We start from the raw sequence: 17,579 nt of genomic DNA on the forward strand, positions 1-17,579 counted from the left end.
TGTACGCCTGTCACCGCCCCACCGCGTAGCCCTGTGCGCCGCGCGGGTTGGCGGCGGCGAGCAGGACGCCTGTCTCCGGGTCGCGGGCGACCGCGCACAGGCGGCCCTCCGACCAGGGGTCGCCGACCATCACATCGTGGCCGCGGCGGCGGAGTTCCGTGATGGCCGGTTCGCCGATGCGGGACTCGACGACCACCCGGCCCGCCGTCATCGCCCGGGGGTGGAAGGAACCGGGGAAGGACTCCTGGTGCCAGTTGGGGGCGTCGATGGCGCCTTGCAGGTCCAGGCCGGAGCGGACCGGCGCCCGTAGCGCGACGCCGAGGAAGAAGTGCGTGCTCCACTGGTCCTGCTGGTCGCCGCCGGGAGTGCCGAAGGCCATGACGGGGGTGTCGTCGCGCAGCGCGAGCGACGGGGTGAGTGTGGTGCGGGGGCGGCGGCCGGGGGTGAGGGAGTTGGGCAGGCCGGGGTCCAGCCAGGTCATCTGGAGCCGGGTGCCGAGCGGGAAACCCAGCGCGGGGATGACGGGGTTGGACTGCAGCCAGCCGCCGCTGGGCGTGGCCGCGACCATGTTGCCCCAGCGGTCCACCACGTCGAGGTGGCAGGTGTCGCCCCGGGTCACCCCGTCCCGGTCGACGGCCGCTTCGCCGTGCGCCCGGCCCCCCGACCCCAGGCCCGAGTCCGGCCCGCCGACCGTCGGCTCCCCGCCACCCGGCCCGGCGGCCGGTCCGTCCGCCCCGGACGCGGCGCGGGCCACCGCGGCCCGCGCCTGCTTGCTCAGCCGTGGCGCAAGGCCTCCGGGGTGCCCGGGGCGCAGCTCGTACGAGGCCTGTTCGCCGATCAGTGCCCGCCGCTCGTCGTTGTACGGACGCGAGAGCAGCTCCGTCAGCGGAACGTCGGCGGCGTCCCCGTACCACGCCTCGCGGTCGGCCATGGCCAGCTTGCCGCCCTCGATCAGGAGGTGCAGGAAGTCGGGCGTGCCCAGGTCGGCCTCGCTCAGCGCGTACGGCAGCAGGGCGAGTTGCTGGAGCAGCACCGGCCCCTGGCTCCAGGGCCCGGCCTTGCACACGGTCCAGCCGTTCCAGAAGTGGCGGACCGGCGGCTCGTACGTGGCCTCGAAGGCGGCCAGGTCGTCCCCGGTCATGGTCCCGGCGTTGCGGTGCCCGGACGAGTCCATCGCGGGCCGGGCCGCCGCGTCCGCCAGCTCCGCCGCGATGAAGCCCTCGCGCCAGACCCGGCGGGCCGCCTCGATCTGGGCCTCGCGCCCGGGGCCCGCCGCCTCCGCCTCGGCGACCAGCCGCCGCCAGGTGGCGGCCAGCGCGGGGTTGGTGAGCAGCCGCCCGGCGGCGGGGGACGTCCCGTCCGGCAGATACAGCTCGGCCGAGGTCGTCCACTCGGTCTCGAACAGCTCCCGCACCGTCTCGACCGTCTCCCCGATCCGCTCGACCGCCGGATGGCCGTGCTCGGCGTAGCCGATCGCGTACCGCAGCACCTCGGCGAGCCGTTTCGTACCGTGGTCGCGCAGCAGCACCATCCAGGCGTCGAACGCACCGGGCACCGCCGCCGCGAGCGGGCCGGTGCCGGGGACGAGGTCGAGGCCGAGCGCGGTGTAGTGGTCGATGGTGGCCCCGGCGGGGGCCGGGCCCTGGCCGCACAGCACGGTGGGTTCGCCGTCCGCCGGGGCGAGGATGATCGGCACCTCACCGGCGGGTCCGTTCAGATGCGGCTCGACCACATGCAGGACGAACCCGGCGGCCACGGCCGCGTCGAAGGCGTTGCCGCCGTCCTCCAGGACGGCCATGGCGGACTGCGAGGCCAGCCAGTGGGTGGAGGACACCATGCCATGGGTGCCCTGAAGGGTGGGCCGGGTGGTGAACATGTCGGCAGGCTCCTGGTCTCGTACGGGTGCGGGTGCGGGTGCGGGTGCGGGTACGGGTGCGGGTGCGGGTGCGGGCGCGGGTACGGGCGTGCGGACGTGCGGGCGGTCAGATGGTGGCGGCGTCGGGCGCGGTGCCGTCGTCCGCCACCAGATGGCAGGAGACCTGGCGACGGCCGCCGCCCTCCGCGAGCCGCCGCAGCACGGGCGGCTCGGCGCGGCAGCGGTCGACGGCGAGTGGGCAGCGGGTGTGGAAGCGGCAGCCGCTCGGCGGATCCAGCGGGCTGGGCAGCTCCCCGCTGAGCACGATCCGGGCGCGCGACCGCTGCGCGGCCGGGTCCGGCACCGGGGCCGCGGACAGCAGCGCCTGGGTGTACGGATGCTTGGGGTCGGCGAACAGCTCGGCGGCCGGGGCCTGTTCCACCAGCTGCCCCAGATGCATCACGGCGATCCGGTCGGCGAGGTACTCGACGGCGGCCAGGTCATGGGTGATGAACAGACAGCCGAACCGCCGTTCCCGCTGGAGGTCCGCCAGCAGGTTGAGCACGGACGCCTGGACGGAGACGTCCAGTGCCGATGTCGGCTCGTCGGCCACCAGCAGCTGGGGATCGACCGACAGCGCGCGGGCGATGGAGACCCGCTGCCGCTGTCCGCCGGAGAGCTCATGGGGCCGCCGCCGCGCCAGTTCGGGCCGCAGCCCCACCTGGGCCAGCAGCGCGGCGACCCGGTCGCGCAGGGCGTCGCCGGACGCCAGGCGGTGCAGCCGCAGCGGCTGGCCGACGATGGCGCCCACGGTCATCCGGGGGTCGAGCGAGGAGGACGGGTCCTGGAACACCAGGTGGAAGTCCTTGCGCAGCGGACGCAGCGCCCGCTTCGACAGCCGGGTCACGTCGCGGCCGTTGATCGTCACCTGGCCCGCGGTCGGCCGGTCCAGCCGTACGGCGCACCGCCCCACCGTGGACTTGCCGCTGCCGGACTCCCCGACCAGGCCGACGATCTCGCCCCGGCCGATGCCGAGGCTGACCCCGTCGACCGCCCTGACGGTGCCGGCGGGGCCGGTGAAGTGGCGGACCAGGCCGTTGATGTCGAGCACGGCGTCATCCCGCGACGCCTCCGCGGGCGCGACGGCGGCGGTCATGAGGCGGCCTCCTCTTCAGTGGGTTCGGGTTCAGTGGGTTCGGGGTGCACCGGCACCGGATACCAGCACGCGGCCTCATGCCGTTCCGGCCCGTACCGTTCGTACCCCGCACTCCTCTCGTCCCGCTCGCGCGGTGCCCGCAGCGCCCGCAGCGCGGGCCGCTGCTCCCCGCACCGCTCGTCGGCGTAGGAGCAGCGGGGCTGGAAGGTGCAGCGGTCGGGCTGTTCGGTGAGGCTCGGCACCAGTCCGGGGATCTCCTGGAGCCGCCGCCGCCCGCCCGCCGCCCGCCCCCGGCCGGGCACCGGCACCGCGCCGAGCAGCCCGCGGGTGTACGGGTGGCGGGGCGCGCCGAACAGCTCGTCCACCGGGGCCTGTTCGACGCCCCGGCCCGCGTACATCACCAGCACCCGGTCGGCGGTGTCGGCGACCACGCCCAGATCGTGGGTGATCAGCACGATGGCGGTGCCGAGCCGTTCCCGCAGGGACCGCAGCACCTCCAGGATGCCCGCCTGCACGGTGACGTCCAGCGCGGTGGTGGGCTCGTCGGCGATGAGTACGGCGGGGTCGCAGGCGATCGCGATGGCGATCATCACGCGCTGCCGCATTCCGCCGCTGAGCTGGTGCGGATAGTCGCGGGCCCGCTGGGCGGGGGCGGGGATGCCGACGAGGTCGAGCAGGTCCACGGCCCGCTCGCGCGCCTCACGGCGGCCGATCCCCTGATGGCGCCGGAGGACCTCGCCGACCTGGCGGCCGATGGTGAGGACGGGGTTCAGCGAGGTCATCGGCTCCTGGAAGATCATCGCGAGCTCCCGGCCGCGGACGTCCCGCAGTTCGCTCTCGTCCGCCCCCACCAACTCCCGTCCGCCCAGCCGGATGGAGCCGCCGACGCTCGCGGTGGGCGGCAGCAGCCCCAGCACGGCGGTGGAGGTCACGGACTTGCCGCAGCCGGACTCGCCGACCACGGCCAGTACTTCACCGGCGGCGATGTCGAACGACAGCCCGTCCACCGCGTGGACCACGCGGGTCGGGGTGCGGAAGACCACGGACAGGTCCCGCACGCTCAGGGCGGGGGGCGCGGTGGACGTGGTCATCGGCTGTCTCCCTGGGGGTCGAGGATGTCGCGCAGCCCGTCCCCGAGCAGATTGAACGCGAGCGTCGCGGCGATGATCGCCAGGCCCGGGAAGACCGCCATCCAGGGCGCGGCGGCGATGTACGCCTGGGCGCTGGAGAGCATCACCCCGAGCGAGGGGGACGGCGGCTGGACGCCGAGGCCGAGGAAGCTCAGCAGCGCCTCGCCGATGATCGCGGTGGGGATGCCCACGGTGGCCTGGACGGTCAGCGCGGACAGGGCGCCGGGGAGGATATGGCGGAAGAGCACGGTGCCGTCCCCGCCGCCGTTGGCCACCGCCGCCGCCACATAGTCGAGGTGTTTCAGCCGCAGCGTCTCCGCCCGGGTGATCCGGATGACGGCCGGGATCTGCGAGACGCCGACCGCGATCGTGGCGTTCAGCAGGGACGGCCCGAGGATGGTGGCCAGGCCCACCGCCAGCACCAGGAAGGGGAAGGCGAGCAGGGTGTCGGTGAGCCGGGAGACCACCGAGTCGGCGAACCGCCCGTAGTAGCCCGCGATCAGCCCGAGCGGCACTCCGGCCGCGAAGGCCAGCGCCACCGCGAGCAGCCCGATCTGCAGCGAGGCCCGCACCCCGTACACGACCCGGGAAAGCTGATCGCGGCCCAGGTCGTCGGTGCCCAGCCAGTGGGCCCAGCCCGGCTCCCGGAGGGCGGCGGTGAAGTCGGGGCGGGCCGGGTCGTACGGCGCGATGAGCGGTGCGAACACCGCGATCAGCACCAGGATCGCGGCGGCCACGGCCCCGGTGAGGGCCAGCTTGTTACGGGTCAGCAGCCGCAGCCGGGACAGCGGGGCGAGCGGTGCCCCCCGCTCCTCGGCGGCGGGAAGGGCGGTGGCGGCCGCGCTCACTGGGCACCTCCGAGGCCGATGCTCAACTCGGCATCTCCGAGCCGGATTCTCACTGGGCACCTCCGAGCCGGATACGGGGGTCGATCACCGAATAGGCCAGGTCCACCAGGAGGTTGACGAGGATGTAGGCGGTCGAGGTGAACAGCACCACGCCCTGCACCATCGCGTAGTCGCGGGAGAAGACCGCGTCGATGGTGAGCTTGCCGAAGCCCGGCAGCACGAAGATCTGCTCGGTGACCACCGCGCCCGAGATGAGGTGCCCGAGCTGGAGTCCGAGCACGGTCACCACGGTGACCAGGCTGTTGCGCAGGGCATGGCCCATGATCACCTGACGCCGGGAGAGCCCCTTGGCGCGCGCCGTGCGCACGTAGTCGGCGGAGAGCGAGCCCAGCATGGCCGCGCGCGTCTGCCGCATCACGACCGCCGCGAGACCGGAGCCGAGGACGATCACCGGGAGCACCATATGGCGCAGGTTCTCCATCGGGTCCACGCCGAACGGCACGAAACCGGAGGCGGCGAAGACCGGGACGGCGATGGCGAAGGCGAGGACGAGCACGATGCCGAGCCAGAAGGCGGGCACCGAAAGCCCCAGCAGCGCCACCGCGTTGACCAGCCACTCCTCGGGCCGGCCGCGCCGGACCGCCGCCACCACCCCGGCGCCCACGCCGACCACGACCGCGAGCAGCAGGGCCAGGGCGGACAGTTCGAGGGTGACGGGCAGGGCCTCCAGCACCGAGTCCAGGACCGGCAGCCCGGTGCGGGAGGAGACGCCGAGGTCGCCGGTGGCGGCGTGCCGCACATAGCGCAGGTACTGCACCACGATGTTGTCGTCGAGCCCGTAGCTCTCGCGGATCTGGGCGATCGCCTCGGGCGTGGGCTCCTCCCCGGCCAGCGCGGTGGCGGTGTCGCCGGGCAGCGCCCGTACGCCGGTGAAGACCACGACACTGACCAGGAAGAGCGTGATCAGCGATTCGCCGAGACGGCGGATCGGATACGACATCAGCTCCCTCCCCTCATATATCCGGCGTCCTTCACCCGGATCAGCCCGTCGCCGAAGACCTTCAGCCCGGCGACCTTCTTGGTCACGGAGACGTAGTTCGTGGGCTGGATCAGATAGAGCACGGTGTGCGCGGCGCGGACGCGCTCCACCAGCCGGGCGTAGATCTTCTTACGGGCGGGCCCGCCCGCGGTGGCGCCGCCCTCGGCGATCAGCCGGTCGATGGCCGGGTCGGAGAGCCCGCCGTAGTTCTGGGCGCCTCCGGTACCGGCGAACACGTCGATGTTGCCCGCCGGGTCGAGCCGCCCCGACCAGTTGGTGGTCGCCGCCTGGAAGTCGCCCGCGCGGGAGTGCTCCAGGCCGGTGGCGAACTCGGTGGGCGTCAGGCGCACCGCGAAGCCCGCCTCCTTGGCCATGGCCTGGATGACCTGGCCCAGCCGGTTGTCCTCCGGGGTGGTGCTGATCTGGAGCCGGACCCGGACCGGGGTGGTCACCTTGGCGGCCTTGAGCAGCCGCTTGGCCCTGGCCAGGTCGCGGGCCGGGCAGTGGGATCCGGTGGCGTACGGGGTGCCGGAGGGGAGCGGACCGCAGGTGGGGCGGTAGCGGCCCTGGAAGACGATGGTGTTGATCAGGTCGCGGTCCAGGGAGAGGTCGAACGCCTCGCGCACCCGCACGTCCCGCGCGATCGGGGTGTCGATCCGGCCCGGCGGCGCCCCCACGCCCTTCGTATTGCCGATGTTGAGGGTCAGTCCGTAGTAGCCCAGCGAGGGGGAGTGGAACAGCTGCAGCCCGGGTTCGGTGAGTGCCCTGCCCACCTGGACCGGGTCCATCTGGTCGCCCACCTGGATGTCGCCGGACTGGAGGTTCGCCAGCCGGACGTTGCCGTCGGTGATGGTGCGGTAGATCACCCGCCGCAGATGGACGGCGTCGGCGTCGTAGTAGTTCGGGTCCTTGTCCAGCACGATGCGGTCGCCCACCACCCGCTCGGCGTAGCGGAACGGGCCGACGCAGGTGGGGTGGCTCGCGAACCCTTTGCCGTAGCGCTTCAGCGCGGTGGGGGACATCACCATGCCCGCGCGGTCGGCGAGCAGCGCGAGCAGCGGGACGTACGGCTTGGTCAGCCGCAGCCGTACGGTGTCGTCGCCGACCGCCTGGACCGAGGTGAGGGGCTTCAGCTCGCTCGCGCGCACGGAACCGGTCAGCGTCCGGTGGCGGTCGAGGGAGGTCTTGACCGCCTTGGCGTCCATGCGGGTGCCGTCGGCGAACCGGACGCCGGGCCGCAGCCTGATGGTGACGGTGCGGCCCCCGTCGCCGGTCGTGGGCGGGGCGGCGGCGAGCTGCGGCACGATCCGGTTCTCGGCGTCGACGTCGTAGAGCTTCTCGCACATCGCGGTGAACACGGTCCGGCCCACGGCGGTGCTGGCCAGGGTGGGGTCCAGCTTGTCCGGGTCCGATTTGAGGGCGATGGTGAGCGTTCCGCCGTCGCGGGCGGGCCGGGGGTCGGTCATCCGGTCGGCGCCCACTTCGGCCGTGGGGGAGGCCAGGGAGGCGCAGCCGGCGGTGGCGCCGGCGACCAGCACACACAGCACCCGGGCGGCGAGGGCGGCGGCGCGCGGTCGGTGGCGGGTGGGTGGGGGCCGGTCGCTCGGTCCGCTCGTACTTTGGCGCATGGCGGGATGCCTCACTGCTGGGGACGTTGGGGCGCGCGCTGCGGTGCGGCCAGGATGGCGCAGGGACAGCAGTTGGTCTATTGGTAGGACCAAATTGATGTCGGCAGACGCTAGCGTGCGGACCCGGCGGCTCCGGTTGCCCGCCCGTCACCACCTGGTTAAATCCGCTCGCGGCGGCGGCCGGGACGCTCGCGGCGGCGGCCTGGAGGAGGCCTGGAGGACGCCGGGGTGGCGCCCACCGGGTGTGAGACTCTGGACCACCGGCCGGACCGGAAAGCCGAAGAAAGCTGAAGAAGCCGAAGAAGGCTGAAGAAGGCGGAGGAAAGCCAGGAGATGGACTGGCGGCAACTGCGGCACTCCACCCTGTCGAGGCCGGACGCCCTGGCCGTCGGCCTGGAGCGGCTGATCCTGAGCGGAGAGCTGGCGCCCGGTTCCCGCGTCCCCCCGGAGCGGGAGCTCGCGGAGAGCCTCGGCGTCTCCCGGGGCTCGGTCCGCGAGGCGCTGCGCGCCCTCGCCTCGCGCGGACTGGTCGCCCGGCGCCCCGGCTCCGGCACCGTCGTGCTCGACCCGGGGGCCACTCCGCGCGGCGACGCCCTGGCCTCGGGGCTCGCTGCCACGGCGGAGCTGCTGCAGGTCATGGAGGTGCGCGCGTGCATCGAGCCCTCGGTGACCGCGCGGGCCGCCCGCCGCGCCACCCCCTCCGACATCGTCCAGCTGCACGCCCTGCTGGACGCGATGCGACGGGAGCCCACGCGGCAGGAGTTCACCGACCTGGACCGCACCTTCCACCGCGCCATCGCCCAGTACACCCGCAACCCCCTGCTGCTGCGGCTGCTGGACCGGGTCTACGAGATCGGCGAGCCGGGGCGGCGCAAGACCTCGCTGTCCGCCGCCCGCCGGCGCGCCACCATCGAGGAGCACCAGGCCATCCTGCGGGCGATCGAGGACCGCGATCCGGAGGCGGCCCGAGCGGCCTCCGAGGCGCATCTGGACTCGGTGCTGCACCGGATCGAGGAACAGCGGCGGCGCACGGAGGCGCGGGCGGATTCGGCGGTGGCCGAGGCCGGTCTACAAGATCCCAAAAAAATCTCGGACGGGGATGTCGAGAACGCGTGACCGGCTCCGTCCCTGGGGTGAACGCGACCACAATGGGTCGCATCCGCATCGAGGAGAACCACGATGGCCAAGTACCTGCTGCTGAAGCACTACCGCGGCGCTCCGGCTCCGGTGAACAACGTGCCGATGGACCAGTGGACGCCGGAGGAGATCTCGGCGCACGTGCAGTTCATGAACGACTTCGCGGCCCGGCTGGAGAAGACCGGCGAGTTCGTCGACGGTCAGGCGCTCGCCCCGGAGGGGTCGTGGGTGCGGTACGACGGTGAGGGGCGTCCGCCGGTCACCGACGGTCCGTTCGCCGAGACCAAGGACCTCATCGCGGGCTGGATGGTGATCGACGTCGACAGCCACGAGCGCGCCGTCGAGCTGGCCGGTGAGCTGTCGGCCGCTCCGGGGAAGGACGGGAAGCCGATCCACGAGTGGCTGGAGGTGCGTCCGTTCCTGACCGCCAAGCCCAGCACCACGGAGTGCACCTTCAAGTGACACAGATGAACGAGGCCCTGATCAGGAGCCTCACGCCGGGCGTGCTCGGCATCCTCGTCCGCCGCGGAGCCGATTTCGCGGCGGCCGAGGACGCCGTGCAGGACGCGCTCATCGAGGCGGTCCGCGGGTGGCCGGCCGACCCCCCGAGGGACGCCAAGGGCTGGCTGGTCACCGTGGCCTGGCGCAAGTTCCTCGACGCGACCCGGGCGGACACCGCCCGCCGCCGGCGTGAGGACCTCGTCGAGGAGGAACCGGCACCCGGGCCCACGGCCTCGGTGGACGACACGCTCCAGCTGTACTTCCTGTGCGCCCATCCGTCGCTGACGCCGTCGTCCGCCGTCGCGCTCACGCTGCGCGCGGTCGGCGGCCTCACCACCCGCCAGATCGCCCAGGCGTATCTGGTGCCCGAGGCGACCATGGCGCAGCGCATCAGCCGGGCCAAGCGCACCGTCTCCGGCGTACGGTTCGACCAGCTCGGCGACGTCGCCACCGTGCTGCGCGTGCTGTACCTGGTCTTCAACGAGGGCTACTCGGGCGACGTCGACCTCGCCGCCGAGGCCATCCGGCTCACCCGGCAGCTCGCGGCCGCGATCGACCACCCCGAGGTGGCGGGGCTGCTCGCCCTGATGCTGCTCCACCACGCCCGGCGCGCCACCCGGACCGCGCCCGACGGCAGCCTGGTGCCGCTCGCCGAGCAGGACCGCTCCCGGTGGGACACCAAGGCGATCGCCGAGGGGGTGGAGATCCTTCAGGCGGCGCTGGCCCGCGACCGGCTGGGCGAGTTCCAGGCCCAGGCCGCCATCGCGGCCCTCCACGCGGACGCGCCCACCGCCGAGGAGACCGACTGGGTGCAGATCGTGGAGTGGTACGACGAGCTCGCGGGTCTGACCGACAGCCCGGTCGTCCGGCTCAACCGGGCGGTGGCGGTCGGCGAGGCCGACGGCCCGCGCGCCGGGCTGGCCGCGCTCGCGGAACTGGACGATTCTTCCGCCAGCTCTTCGAGCGGGGGATACTCCCTGCCCCGCCACGCGGCGGTCGCGGCGTACCTCCACGAGCGCGACGGCGACCTGGCGACGGCGGCCCGGCTGTACGCGGAGGCGGCCCACAAGGCGGCCAACCTCGCCGAACGCGACTACCTGACCCGCCAGGCCGCCCGGCTCAACACCGGCCGAGCTCACTGACGGGCCGCACCACGGGGCGCGTCAACGAACAGTCGGCTCACGGGCGGACGTAGCGGTCGGGGTTGCCCTGCGGCCAGCTGACGGTGAGGCTCTGGCCGTCCCCGCTGACCACGGCATGGCCACCGGAAATGGTCTCGCCCTGACAGGTCATGGTCACGGCCATGCTCGCGCTGATCGTCCCGGGGCAGGACTTGCCCTGGTACCCCACGGAGAGGGAACCGCCGCTCACGGTCATCACGAGCGGCTTACCGTTCGGATCGCGCACCGTGGAGTACCACGTGCCCTGCACGCTCGCCGGGGCGCCCGCACGGGTCGGCGCGGGGGCCTGCGTCTTCGGAGTCGTGCGGCGCGGGGCCGGAGTGGTGCCGTCGGCGGTGCGGGTGGCCCGGGGACTGCTCGGGCTCGCGCTGGGGCTCTTGGCGGGCTTCGTACGGCTCGGGCTGGGGCTCGCGCTGGTGGGAGCGGCGGACGCGGTGCCGCGTTCCGCGTCGTCCGCCTTCTGCGCGGACGCCGTCCTGTCGGAGGCGTCGGACGACTGGGCGCCCTTGTCGTCGTCCTTGCCGCAGCCGGTCAGCGCCAGAGCCAGTACCGCGACGGCCACGGTGGCGGCCGCATTCATTTTCCGCACGAGAATCCCTGATATTCCTGAGTGAACGGGGAAGGCATGAGGGAAGATCTTGACAGGCGGATACGCCGAAGCTCCACAGATTCCGGAGATGTTCTCCAGGAAATGTTTACTGGAATTCGGATCAGTTTCCTGTGGTGCTTTCTCCTGGCGACTTTCTCACGGCGGCCCTCTCGCGGAGGCTTTCTGGCGCGGGCGCTGGACGGGCGCTGGACGGGCGCCGGACGGGCGCCGGGCCGGTGGGCCATCGTCTACGGTCGTGCCCGCCCTGTCTGGCCCTGTCTCCTCCGGCGCGATGACCCCTGCGCCGACCCAGTCGAACGGACGTGGCCGTCCACCGCGACCGGCTGGGTGAACAAGGGGTTAAGCGGTCCGGAAAGGCCGGTTACGGCGATGTCGTTATTCCTTGTGCAACGTCCTTCGAATAACTCGATGACCTGCGACTGCGGGAATCCTGCGGGAATCCTGCGGGGAACTAGGTAATTTCCGGGGCAACCGCTTGCCGTCCATCACGGTCTACCGGGGCGATCGGAAACACCAAATAGCCGATCGCCGGCGCCCGGTGACTGAACCGCACTTTCTCGCCGGCCCGATCGGCACTGATTGCACGAAGGGCCCTTTCCCTATGCGCAGGTACCGGATCATGGCCGCTACGGCCACCCTCGCTCTCGCCCTGGGGGGAGCCGCGCTCGCGGCGCCCGCCGCCCAGGCGGCCCCGACGACCTCGGGCTCTCTCGTCCACGAGGACGGCGAGCTCTGGTACAAGGCCGCCGCGGGGCAGAAGAACAAGCTGACGGTCTCCGAGCAGATCGTCAGCCGTGGGGAATTCGAGGAGTATTACGTCCTCACCTTCCGCGACCAGGGTGACATCACCATCGATGCGCAAGCGGCGGAATGGGACGAGTGCACCTACCCGACCGCGAGCGATCACACCGTCGCCCAGTGTGCGGTGGAAATCCCGCAGAACTCCGACGACTCCGATAACTTCGACGTCGATCTCGGTGACGGCAACGACACCGCGAAGATCGACCCCAATGGCTCGGCCTACGCCGGAATTCACGGCGGCGCCGGTAACGACGTCCTCCAGGGCAGCGCCGCGCCCACGTTCTACGGCGAGGGCGGCAACGACAAGATCGACGGTGGTGGCGGCGTCATGGGCTTCGGCGCCTACGGCGGCGACGGCGACGACACCATCACCAACTGCGCGCAGGAATGCCACGGTGACGCCGGGAACGACAGCATCACCGGCGGCTCCGAGGACAACATCCTGCGCGGGGGCACCGGCAACGACATCCTCCGTGGCGGCAAGGGCGACGACACCCTCTACGGCAACAGCGGCGACGACGTGCTGTGGGGCGGCGAGGGCAATGACACCCTCTCCGGCGGCACGGGCAACAACGAGGTCCACCAGGACTGAGTCCGGGCAGGACTGGGGGTGTCCGGCGGATCTTGGCGCTTGCGGCCGGCTGCTCCCCTCCCCGCCCCTTCCCGACACCTGACGATATGCGGCTCCGCCGCGTGGGGGGCTCCGCCCCAGACCCCGGGGTCCAGGGGCGAAGCCCTTGCCACGCGGCGGAGCCGCATATCGATGCCGCGGGAAGGGGCGGGGAGGGGGCAGCATCGACATGCGGCTCCGCCGCGTGGTCCGCCGGACACCCCGTAGGTCCCTTGGGGCCGGGGCTCCCCTCAGGAGTCCCGGCCCTCCCCTTCGCCCACGTCCCTCGGCCTACTTCCCCCAGATCTCGCGATACGCCTGCCGATAGCCCTCGGAGTCCCAGGACGGCGCGCCACCGCTGTTCGCGGCGGTGGTGATGTGCACCGAGGGGACGTATCCGCTGGCGGGCTTGTCCGCGAAGGCGCGGTTGAACTCATCGACGATCTGCCAGCCCTGTTCGGTGAGGGGCTCGGGCACCGTGGCCGCCTGGAACCGCTGGCCGTTGACGCGCTGGAAGGCCGACGGGTCGCCGTCCCCCGCGCCGATGTTGAACGGGGCGCCCGCCCCGTCCTTGCCCGCGGCGCGCAGGGCGGCGGCGGTATGCCGGAAGTACAGGTCGTTGATGGCGGCCGAGTACGTCCACTTGTCGCCGAAGCGGGAGAGCAGGGACCGGACTTCCCCGATGGCGCGCTTGTTGACCTCGGGTATCGGCATGTTCTGGTAGCTCAGCAGCTTGACGTCGGAGCAGGTGGCGAGCTCCTTCTTGATCAGGTCCGACTTGTGCTTCGCGAACGGGACCGTGTCGTCGGCGAACAGCACCACGCCCGCGCGGCCGCCCGAGCGGGCGATGATCCAGTCGGCGCTGATCTTCGCGACGTCCTCGACCCGGGTGGTGACGCTGGTGAAGAGATCCGGGCTCCCGTCCGGGCCCGGGGTCGGGGCGGCGTGCCAGCCGATCACCGGAATGCCCGCCGCCTTGGCCTTCTTGATCTCGTCGGCGACGCTGCCGGGGTCGAAACCGGCGATGGCGATGCCGTCCGGCTTGAGGGCGAGCGCCTCCTTGAAGGCGGACCGGTAACCCTCCGGCGTGCCCTGGCCGTTGATGGTGCGGGCGTTCCACCGCAACAGCGTCGCGGCTTCCTGGACGCCCTGGGCGACTCCGGCCGGACCGGGGTTGGAGAGGTCATGGGCGATGAAGACGACGCTCTTGCCGTGACCGGCCGCCTCGGGCCCGGTGGTGGGGCCCTTCCAGGGGGCGTCGACGGCCTCCGCCTTCTTGACGGCTTGTTTGGCTCTGGAGAGGACGGTCGGGCAGCCGGGCTTCGCGGAGGTCCGGTGGGTCGTGGTGGAGGCGGCGCCGGGCTCGCAGCCGGCGGTGGCCACGGCCAGCAGCGCGATGGCCGTCAGGGCCGCCTTGCGGGTGGGGTGCACGGGTCTCCTCGCAGGGCACGGAGTGGTACGGAGAGTTCGGACCGGTGGGTGGACCGGGGGTGGGCCGGGGATGGACCGATGGATGGACCGATGGTGGGCCAGGGGCTGGGAGCAGACAGGTTACGGGTGGCGGTGGCGCGCCGGGCAGCCCCCTTCGGCACCCGCTGCCCCATTGAGCACAGTCGTGAACAAGCCAGCCCACGCGTCACCCTCGGCCTCCACCCCATGACCACCGGGCGGCCACCTCCCGGCCACCGGTTGGGCGGCTGACGGGGCGCCGGGGGATACGTAGATGACCTAAACCCAGCAAACCGTGGAAATTCCGTGGTCGTTGGGAGGCCATCCCTTGCGCGTGTGCGCGCAGGCGGTAGTGTTCACGCCCGGTCAGGCATGTGGCGCGATTCCATCGCTCGCGTTCCGGCCGGAATCGCCTTCGCCGACGTCCCGTTTCCCGGTGTCGGCGATCGGCGGCAACAACACCTCGGTCACCGCTCAGGAGCACATCGAAGGAGGACCTGGGTGTCTGTGGACACGGCGGACCCGCCAGCCGACCAGGAGCCGTCCGGACAGGCGTCACCGCCGAGTCCGGGGTCCCGGCGCACGACGGGTGGCAGGGCGGGTCGTACGACGGACCGCACGACGGGTCGTAGGACGGAAGCCCTCGGCGCGCTCCTCGACCGCTGGCCGTTCCGGCGGAAGCTCAACGTCCTGGTGATCGTGCCGCTGACGGTCGTCGGCGCGCTCCTCGGCCTCGCCGTGAACGGCGAGGTGCGGCAGGCCCTGGACGCCGACCGGATCGCCGAGCGGGTGCGCGACAGCGGCCAGGTGGCTCGGCTGATCAACGACGTACAGGCCGAGCACCGGGAGGCGCTCCTGCTCTCCGTCGAGCAGGAGTCGGTCCGCCCCGGGGCCACCTTCCCGTCCACCGCCGACTACCGCCGGGCGCAGCGGGTCACCGATGGGCGGGCCGCCGATGTGCGTTCGGCGTTCGGCTCCGCCCTGCCGAAGGACGAGGCCCGCGCCCTCGACTACGTCCAGCGCCTGAGCGTGCTGCGGGACAAGGTCGAACGGGGCTCGGTGCCCGCCGCCGGTATCGACCCCGCGTACGCCGCCGCCGTCGGCTATCTCATCGACGGCATCGGGCTCGATCACTTCTCCGACAACCCCTCGTCCTCCGCGATCGAGCTGGTCGACGCCGTGATGCGCGCCGACGCCGCCCACGCGGCCTTCGAGGGCGGGGTGTTCTCCGCCCAGACCCGGGACGCCAACGGCCTCACCGAGTACACCCGCGCGGTCGGCGCCCACCGGGTCTACGAGGAGCAGTCGGAACGTTTCGCCAGGATCGCCGACCCCGGCCAGGTCCTGCGCCTCGACGGCATCGAGCGGAACGCCGAGGCGAACGGCATCGAGGACCGGTTCGCCGAGCTCCAGATCGACCCCAGCTCCCTCCAGGGCCAGTCGCCGAGGGAGCTCCGCTCGGCGATGGCCCAGGGCAACCGGCAGGCCGAGGCCCGACTCGAGATCGCCCGCTCGCTGATCGGCGAGATCGCCGACCGGGCCGAAGGCGTCTCCCGCGACGCCCTGTACAAGGCGCTGGCCCTGCTCGCCCTCGCCGTCCTCGGCTTCGCCGCCTGGCTGACCTTCTCCTTCCTGGTCCGGCGCTCCGTCGTACGCCCCCTGGCGGCCCTCACCGGCGCCGCCCACCAGGTGGTCGAGGTGGCGGACGAGGAACTCGCCAAGGTCGAGGACGACGACACGACCGACTCCACCCCGCTGCGGCCCCGGCCGATCCCCGTCCCGGTGCGCGACGAGATCGGCGATCTGGCCGAGGCGTTCAACAAGGTGCAGGTCACCGCCGCGGCGCTGCTGGAGCGGCAGGTGCTCAGCCGCCGCAACGTCGGCGAGATGTTCGGCAACGTCGGGCGCCGGGTCAGCAATCTCACCACCCGCCAGCTCACCCTGATCGACGCCGTCGAACGCCAGGAGACCGCCCCCGACATCCTGGAGCGGCTCTACCGCATCGACCACATCGCCGTACGCCTCCAGCGCAACGCCGACAGCCTGATGCTGCTCGCCGGAATCCGGGAGACCGAGCTGGACGCCCGGCCGACGACGCTGGCCGATGTCATCCGCGCGGCGCTCGGCCAGATCGAGGGGTTCCAGCGGGTGTCCCTGCGGTCCGAGACCGAGGTCACCGTCGCACCCGACATCACCGGCGACCTCACGCTGATGCTGGCGGAGTTGCTGGAGAACGCGGTCTCGTTCTCCCCGTCCGACACCCCCGTCGAGGTCGTCGTCCGGCCCGGCACCGATGTCACGGCGGACGGCGGCGCGCTGATCGAGGTCATCGACCACGGCCTCGGCCTGGCCGCGGAACGCCTCGAGGAGGAGAACGCCCGCCTGGTGCGCCGCGAGCGGCTCGACCTCGTACCGACCAAGGTGCTCGGCCTCTTCGTGGTCGGCAGCCTCGCCCGGCGCTGGGGCATCCGGGTCACGCTGAGCCGTACGCCGGGCGGCGGGGTCACGGGCAGTGTGTGGGTGCCGTCGGCGCTGCTGGTGGCGCGGGGGGCGGGGGAGGAGCCGGCGATTACGGGGCCGGGGTCGGCCTCGGGGTCGGTTACGGCTTCGGGATCGGTTACGGCCTCGGGGCCGGGGTCGGCTTCGGCTTCGGGTAAGGGCGCGGTGGGGTCCGGGCGGGAGCCGCGGGAGTCCGAACCCGCGCCCGCCGCCACGCCTCCGCCCGTACGGACCTCCGCCACCGCGCCCGAGCGTCGCCCGGCGGCGCCGGTGACGGAGTCGGGTCTGCCGCGGCGGGTCCCGGCGACGTCGTCCCGTACGAACGCGGAGTCGGCCGACGCCGCGCAGGAGACGCGGACAGCGAACGAGCCGAACGCCGGGAAGGAGCGGTCCGCCACGAACGAGCCGAACGCCGCCACCCCGGCCGCCGCCCCCGGCTCCCGCCCCCTCCGCCGCCGCGTCAGGGGCGCGACGCTCGACAAGACCACCTCACCGGCCGACCGGGCGATCCCCGCAACGCGCCGGCCCGCCGACGCCGAGGCGGTCCGCTCCGAACTCGACGAGTTCGAGGCGGCCGTACGCAGGGCGGAGCGGGACAGCGCCGCCGCCCCGGCCGAAGCCATGCCATCGACACATCAGCGACCCCGGAAGGAGTCGGGCAGTGACCACGCCGACAGATAAGAGCGGTACCGCTGAGCGGGAAGCCACGGATCTGCGGGCCGCCGCGGCCGACTTCACCTGGCTGCTGGACCGATTCGCCACCCAGACCGCCGGTGTCGTCGACGCCATCGCGGTGTCCTCCGACGGTCTGCTGATCGCCGTCTCCCAACTGCGGGAACAGGCAGACTCCGAGCGGCTCGCCGCGATCGTCTCCGGTGTCACCAGCCTCGCCGCCGGTGCCTCCGGCAACTACGGCCTCGGCGACCTGAACAAGGTCATCATCGATCTCGAGGGCGGCCATGTGCTGGTGTCGTCCATCGGCTGCGGTGCCGTGCTCGGCGTGGTGACCACGAAGGAGGCGAAGCTGGGCAACATCGCGTACGAGATGACCCTCTTCGCCAACCGGGCCGGGACCGCGCTGACCCCGCAGCTTGTCATGGAGCTGAAGAAGAGCGCCGGGTCCGTCGGCTGACGG

At 72.5% G+C, this 17,579-nt stretch carries 14 protein-coding genes; 6 read left to right on the forward strand and 8 right to left on the reverse strand.

Going from position 1 to position 17,579, the window contains the following annotated elements; translation table 11 throughout:
• Positions 1 to 10: 10 nt before the first annotated feature.
• From JK364_RS33195 to JK364_RS33220, 6 genes are all read right to left on the reverse strand, one after another.
• Complete coding sequence (locus tag JK364_RS33195; RefSeq protein WP_201855057.1) at positions 11 to 1,876, reverse strand: gamma-glutamyltransferase family protein; 1,866 nt, start codon at positions 1,874 to 1,876, stop codon at positions 11 to 13.
• A gap of 106 nt (positions 1,877 to 1,982) precedes the next feature.
• On the reverse strand, positions 1,983 to 3,011 hold the full coding sequence (locus tag JK364_RS33200) for an ABC transporter ATP-binding protein (RefSeq protein ID WP_201855058.1): 1,029 nt from the start codon (positions 3,009 to 3,011) through the stop codon (positions 1,983 to 1,985).
• On the reverse strand, positions 3,008 to 4,102 hold the full coding sequence (locus JK364_RS33205) for an ABC transporter ATP-binding protein (protein WP_201855059.1): 1,095 nt from the start codon (positions 4,100 to 4,102) through the stop codon (positions 3,008 to 3,010). The genes JK364_RS33200 and JK364_RS33205 overlap by 4 nt, the downstream gene beginning before the upstream one ends.
• A complete protein-coding gene (locus JK364_RS33210) occupies positions 4,099 to 4,929 on the reverse strand; it encodes an ABC transporter permease (protein ID WP_201855142.1) in 831 nt (276 codons plus the stop codon). Before JK364_RS33210 ends, JK364_RS33205 begins: the two co-directional genes overlap by 4 nt.
• 109 nt (positions 4,930 to 5,038) lie before the next feature.
• A complete protein-coding gene (locus tag JK364_RS33215) occupies positions 5,039 to 5,989 on the reverse strand; it encodes an ABC transporter permease (RefSeq protein ID WP_201855060.1) in 951 nt (316 codons plus the stop codon).
• Positions 5,989 to 7,656, reverse strand: a complete 1,668-nt coding sequence (locus tag JK364_RS33220; protein WP_201855061.1) for an ABC transporter substrate-binding protein — start codon at positions 7,654 to 7,656, stop codon at positions 5,989 to 5,991. The genes JK364_RS33215 and JK364_RS33220 overlap by 1 nt, the downstream gene beginning before the upstream one ends.
• A 333-nt stretch (positions 7,657 to 7,989) precedes the next feature.
• On the opposite strand from JK364_RS33220, the gene JK364_RS33225 reads away from it, so the two are divergent.
• From JK364_RS33225 to JK364_RS33235, 3 genes are all read left to right on the forward strand, one after another.
• Positions 7,990 to 8,772 carry a FadR/GntR family transcriptional regulator gene (locus tag JK364_RS33225; protein ID WP_230992858.1) on the forward strand — a complete coding sequence of 261 codons (783 nt, stop codon included), beginning with the start codon at positions 7,990 to 7,992 and terminating at the stop codon, positions 8,770 to 8,772.
• A 63-nt stretch (positions 8,773 to 8,835) separates the two neighbouring features.
• Entirely contained in the window at positions 8,836 to 9,255 is a 420-nt protein-coding gene (locus JK364_RS33230) for a YciI family protein (protein ID WP_201855062.1), read from the forward strand.
• Positions 9,256 to 9,260: 5 nt separating this feature from the next.
• The gene (locus JK364_RS33235; RefSeq protein WP_201855143.1) at positions 9,261 to 10,436 is read left to right on the forward strand and encodes an RNA polymerase sigma factor; all 1,176 of its coding nucleotides are present in this window, start codon (positions 9,261 to 9,263) and stop codon (positions 10,434 to 10,436) included.
• 37 nt (positions 10,437 to 10,473) lie between these two features.
• On the opposite strand, the gene JK364_RS33240 is transcribed toward JK364_RS33235, so the two are convergent.
• On the reverse strand, positions 10,474 to 11,064 hold the full coding sequence (locus tag JK364_RS33240; protein ID WP_201855063.1) for a hypothetical protein: 591 nt from the start codon (positions 11,062 to 11,064) through the stop codon (positions 10,474 to 10,476).
• 640 nt (positions 11,065 to 11,704) lie between these two features.
• On the opposite strand from JK364_RS33240, the gene JK364_RS33245 reads away from it, so the two are divergent.
• Positions 11,705 to 12,478: a calcium-binding protein gene (locus tag JK364_RS33245; RefSeq protein WP_307841450.1), complete on the forward strand. Its 774-nt coding sequence runs from the start codon at positions 11,705 to 11,707 to the stop codon at positions 12,476 to 12,478.
• Between the two features lie 309 nt (positions 12,479 to 12,787).
• On the opposite strand, the gene JK364_RS33250 is transcribed toward JK364_RS33245, so the two are convergent.
• The gene (locus JK364_RS33250) at positions 12,788 to 13,927 is read right to left on the reverse strand and encodes a substrate-binding domain-containing protein (RefSeq protein ID WP_201855065.1); all 1,140 of its coding nucleotides are present in this window, start codon (positions 13,925 to 13,927) and stop codon (positions 12,788 to 12,790) included.
• A gap of 519 nt (positions 13,928 to 14,446) precedes the next feature.
• On the opposite strand from JK364_RS33250, the gene JK364_RS33255 reads away from it, so the two are divergent.
• Both JK364_RS33255 and JK364_RS33260 read left to right on the forward strand, forming a co-directional pair.
• Positions 14,447 to 17,125, forward strand: coding sequence for an ATP-binding protein (locus JK364_RS33255; RefSeq protein WP_307841451.1), 2,679 nt, complete (start codon positions 14,447 to 14,449; stop codon positions 17,123 to 17,125).
• The gene (locus JK364_RS33260) at positions 17,106 to 17,576 is read left to right on the forward strand and encodes a roadblock/LC7 domain-containing protein (RefSeq protein WP_020868862.1); all 471 of its coding nucleotides are present in this window, start codon (positions 17,106 to 17,108) and stop codon (positions 17,574 to 17,576) included. Before JK364_RS33255 ends, JK364_RS33260 begins: the two co-directional genes overlap by 20 nt.
• The last annotated feature ends 3 nt before the right edge of the window (positions 17,577 to 17,579 follow it).

Origin of the sequence: Streptomyces endocoffeicus, assembly GCF_016741935.1 — a bacterium.
Lineage (GTDB): Bacteria > Actinomycetota > Actinomycetes > Streptomycetales > Streptomycetaceae > Streptomyces > Streptomyces endocoffeicus.

Excerpts from the sequence above, each read along its gene's own strand:
- JK364_RS33195 (WP_201855057.1), bottom strand. The coding sequence starts at position 1,876 with ATGTTCACCACCCGGCCCACCCTTCAGGGCACCCATGGCATGGTGTCC.
- JK364_RS33200 (WP_201855058.1), bottom strand. The coding sequence starts at position 3,011 with ATGACCGCCGCCGTCGCGCCCGCGGAGGCGTCGCGGGATGACGCCGTG.
- JK364_RS33205 (WP_201855059.1), bottom strand. The coding sequence starts at position 4,102 with ATGACCACGTCCACCGCGCCCCCCGCCCTGAGCGTGCGGGACCTGTCC.
- JK364_RS33215 (WP_201855060.1), bottom strand. The coding sequence starts at position 5,989 with ATGTCGTATCCGATCCGCCGTCTCGGCGAATCGCTGATCACGCTCTTC.
- JK364_RS33220 (WP_201855061.1), bottom strand. The coding sequence starts at position 7,656 with ATGCGCCAAAGTACGAGCGGACCGAGCGACCGGCCCCCACCCACCCGC.
- JK364_RS33225 (WP_230992858.1), top strand. The coding sequence starts at position 7,990 with ATGGACTGGCGGCAACTGCGGCACTCCACCCTGTCGAGGCCGGACGCC.
- JK364_RS33230 (WP_201855062.1), top strand. The coding sequence starts at position 8,836 with ATGGCCAAGTACCTGCTGCTGAAGCACTACCGCGGCGCTCCGGCTCCG.
- JK364_RS33235 (WP_201855143.1), top strand. The coding sequence starts at position 9,261 with ATGAACGAGGCCCTGATCAGGAGCCTCACGCCGGGCGTGCTCGGCATC.
- JK364_RS33245 (WP_307841450.1), top strand. The coding sequence starts at position 11,705 with ATGGCCGCTACGGCCACCCTCGCTCTCGCCCTGGGGGGAGCCGCGCTC.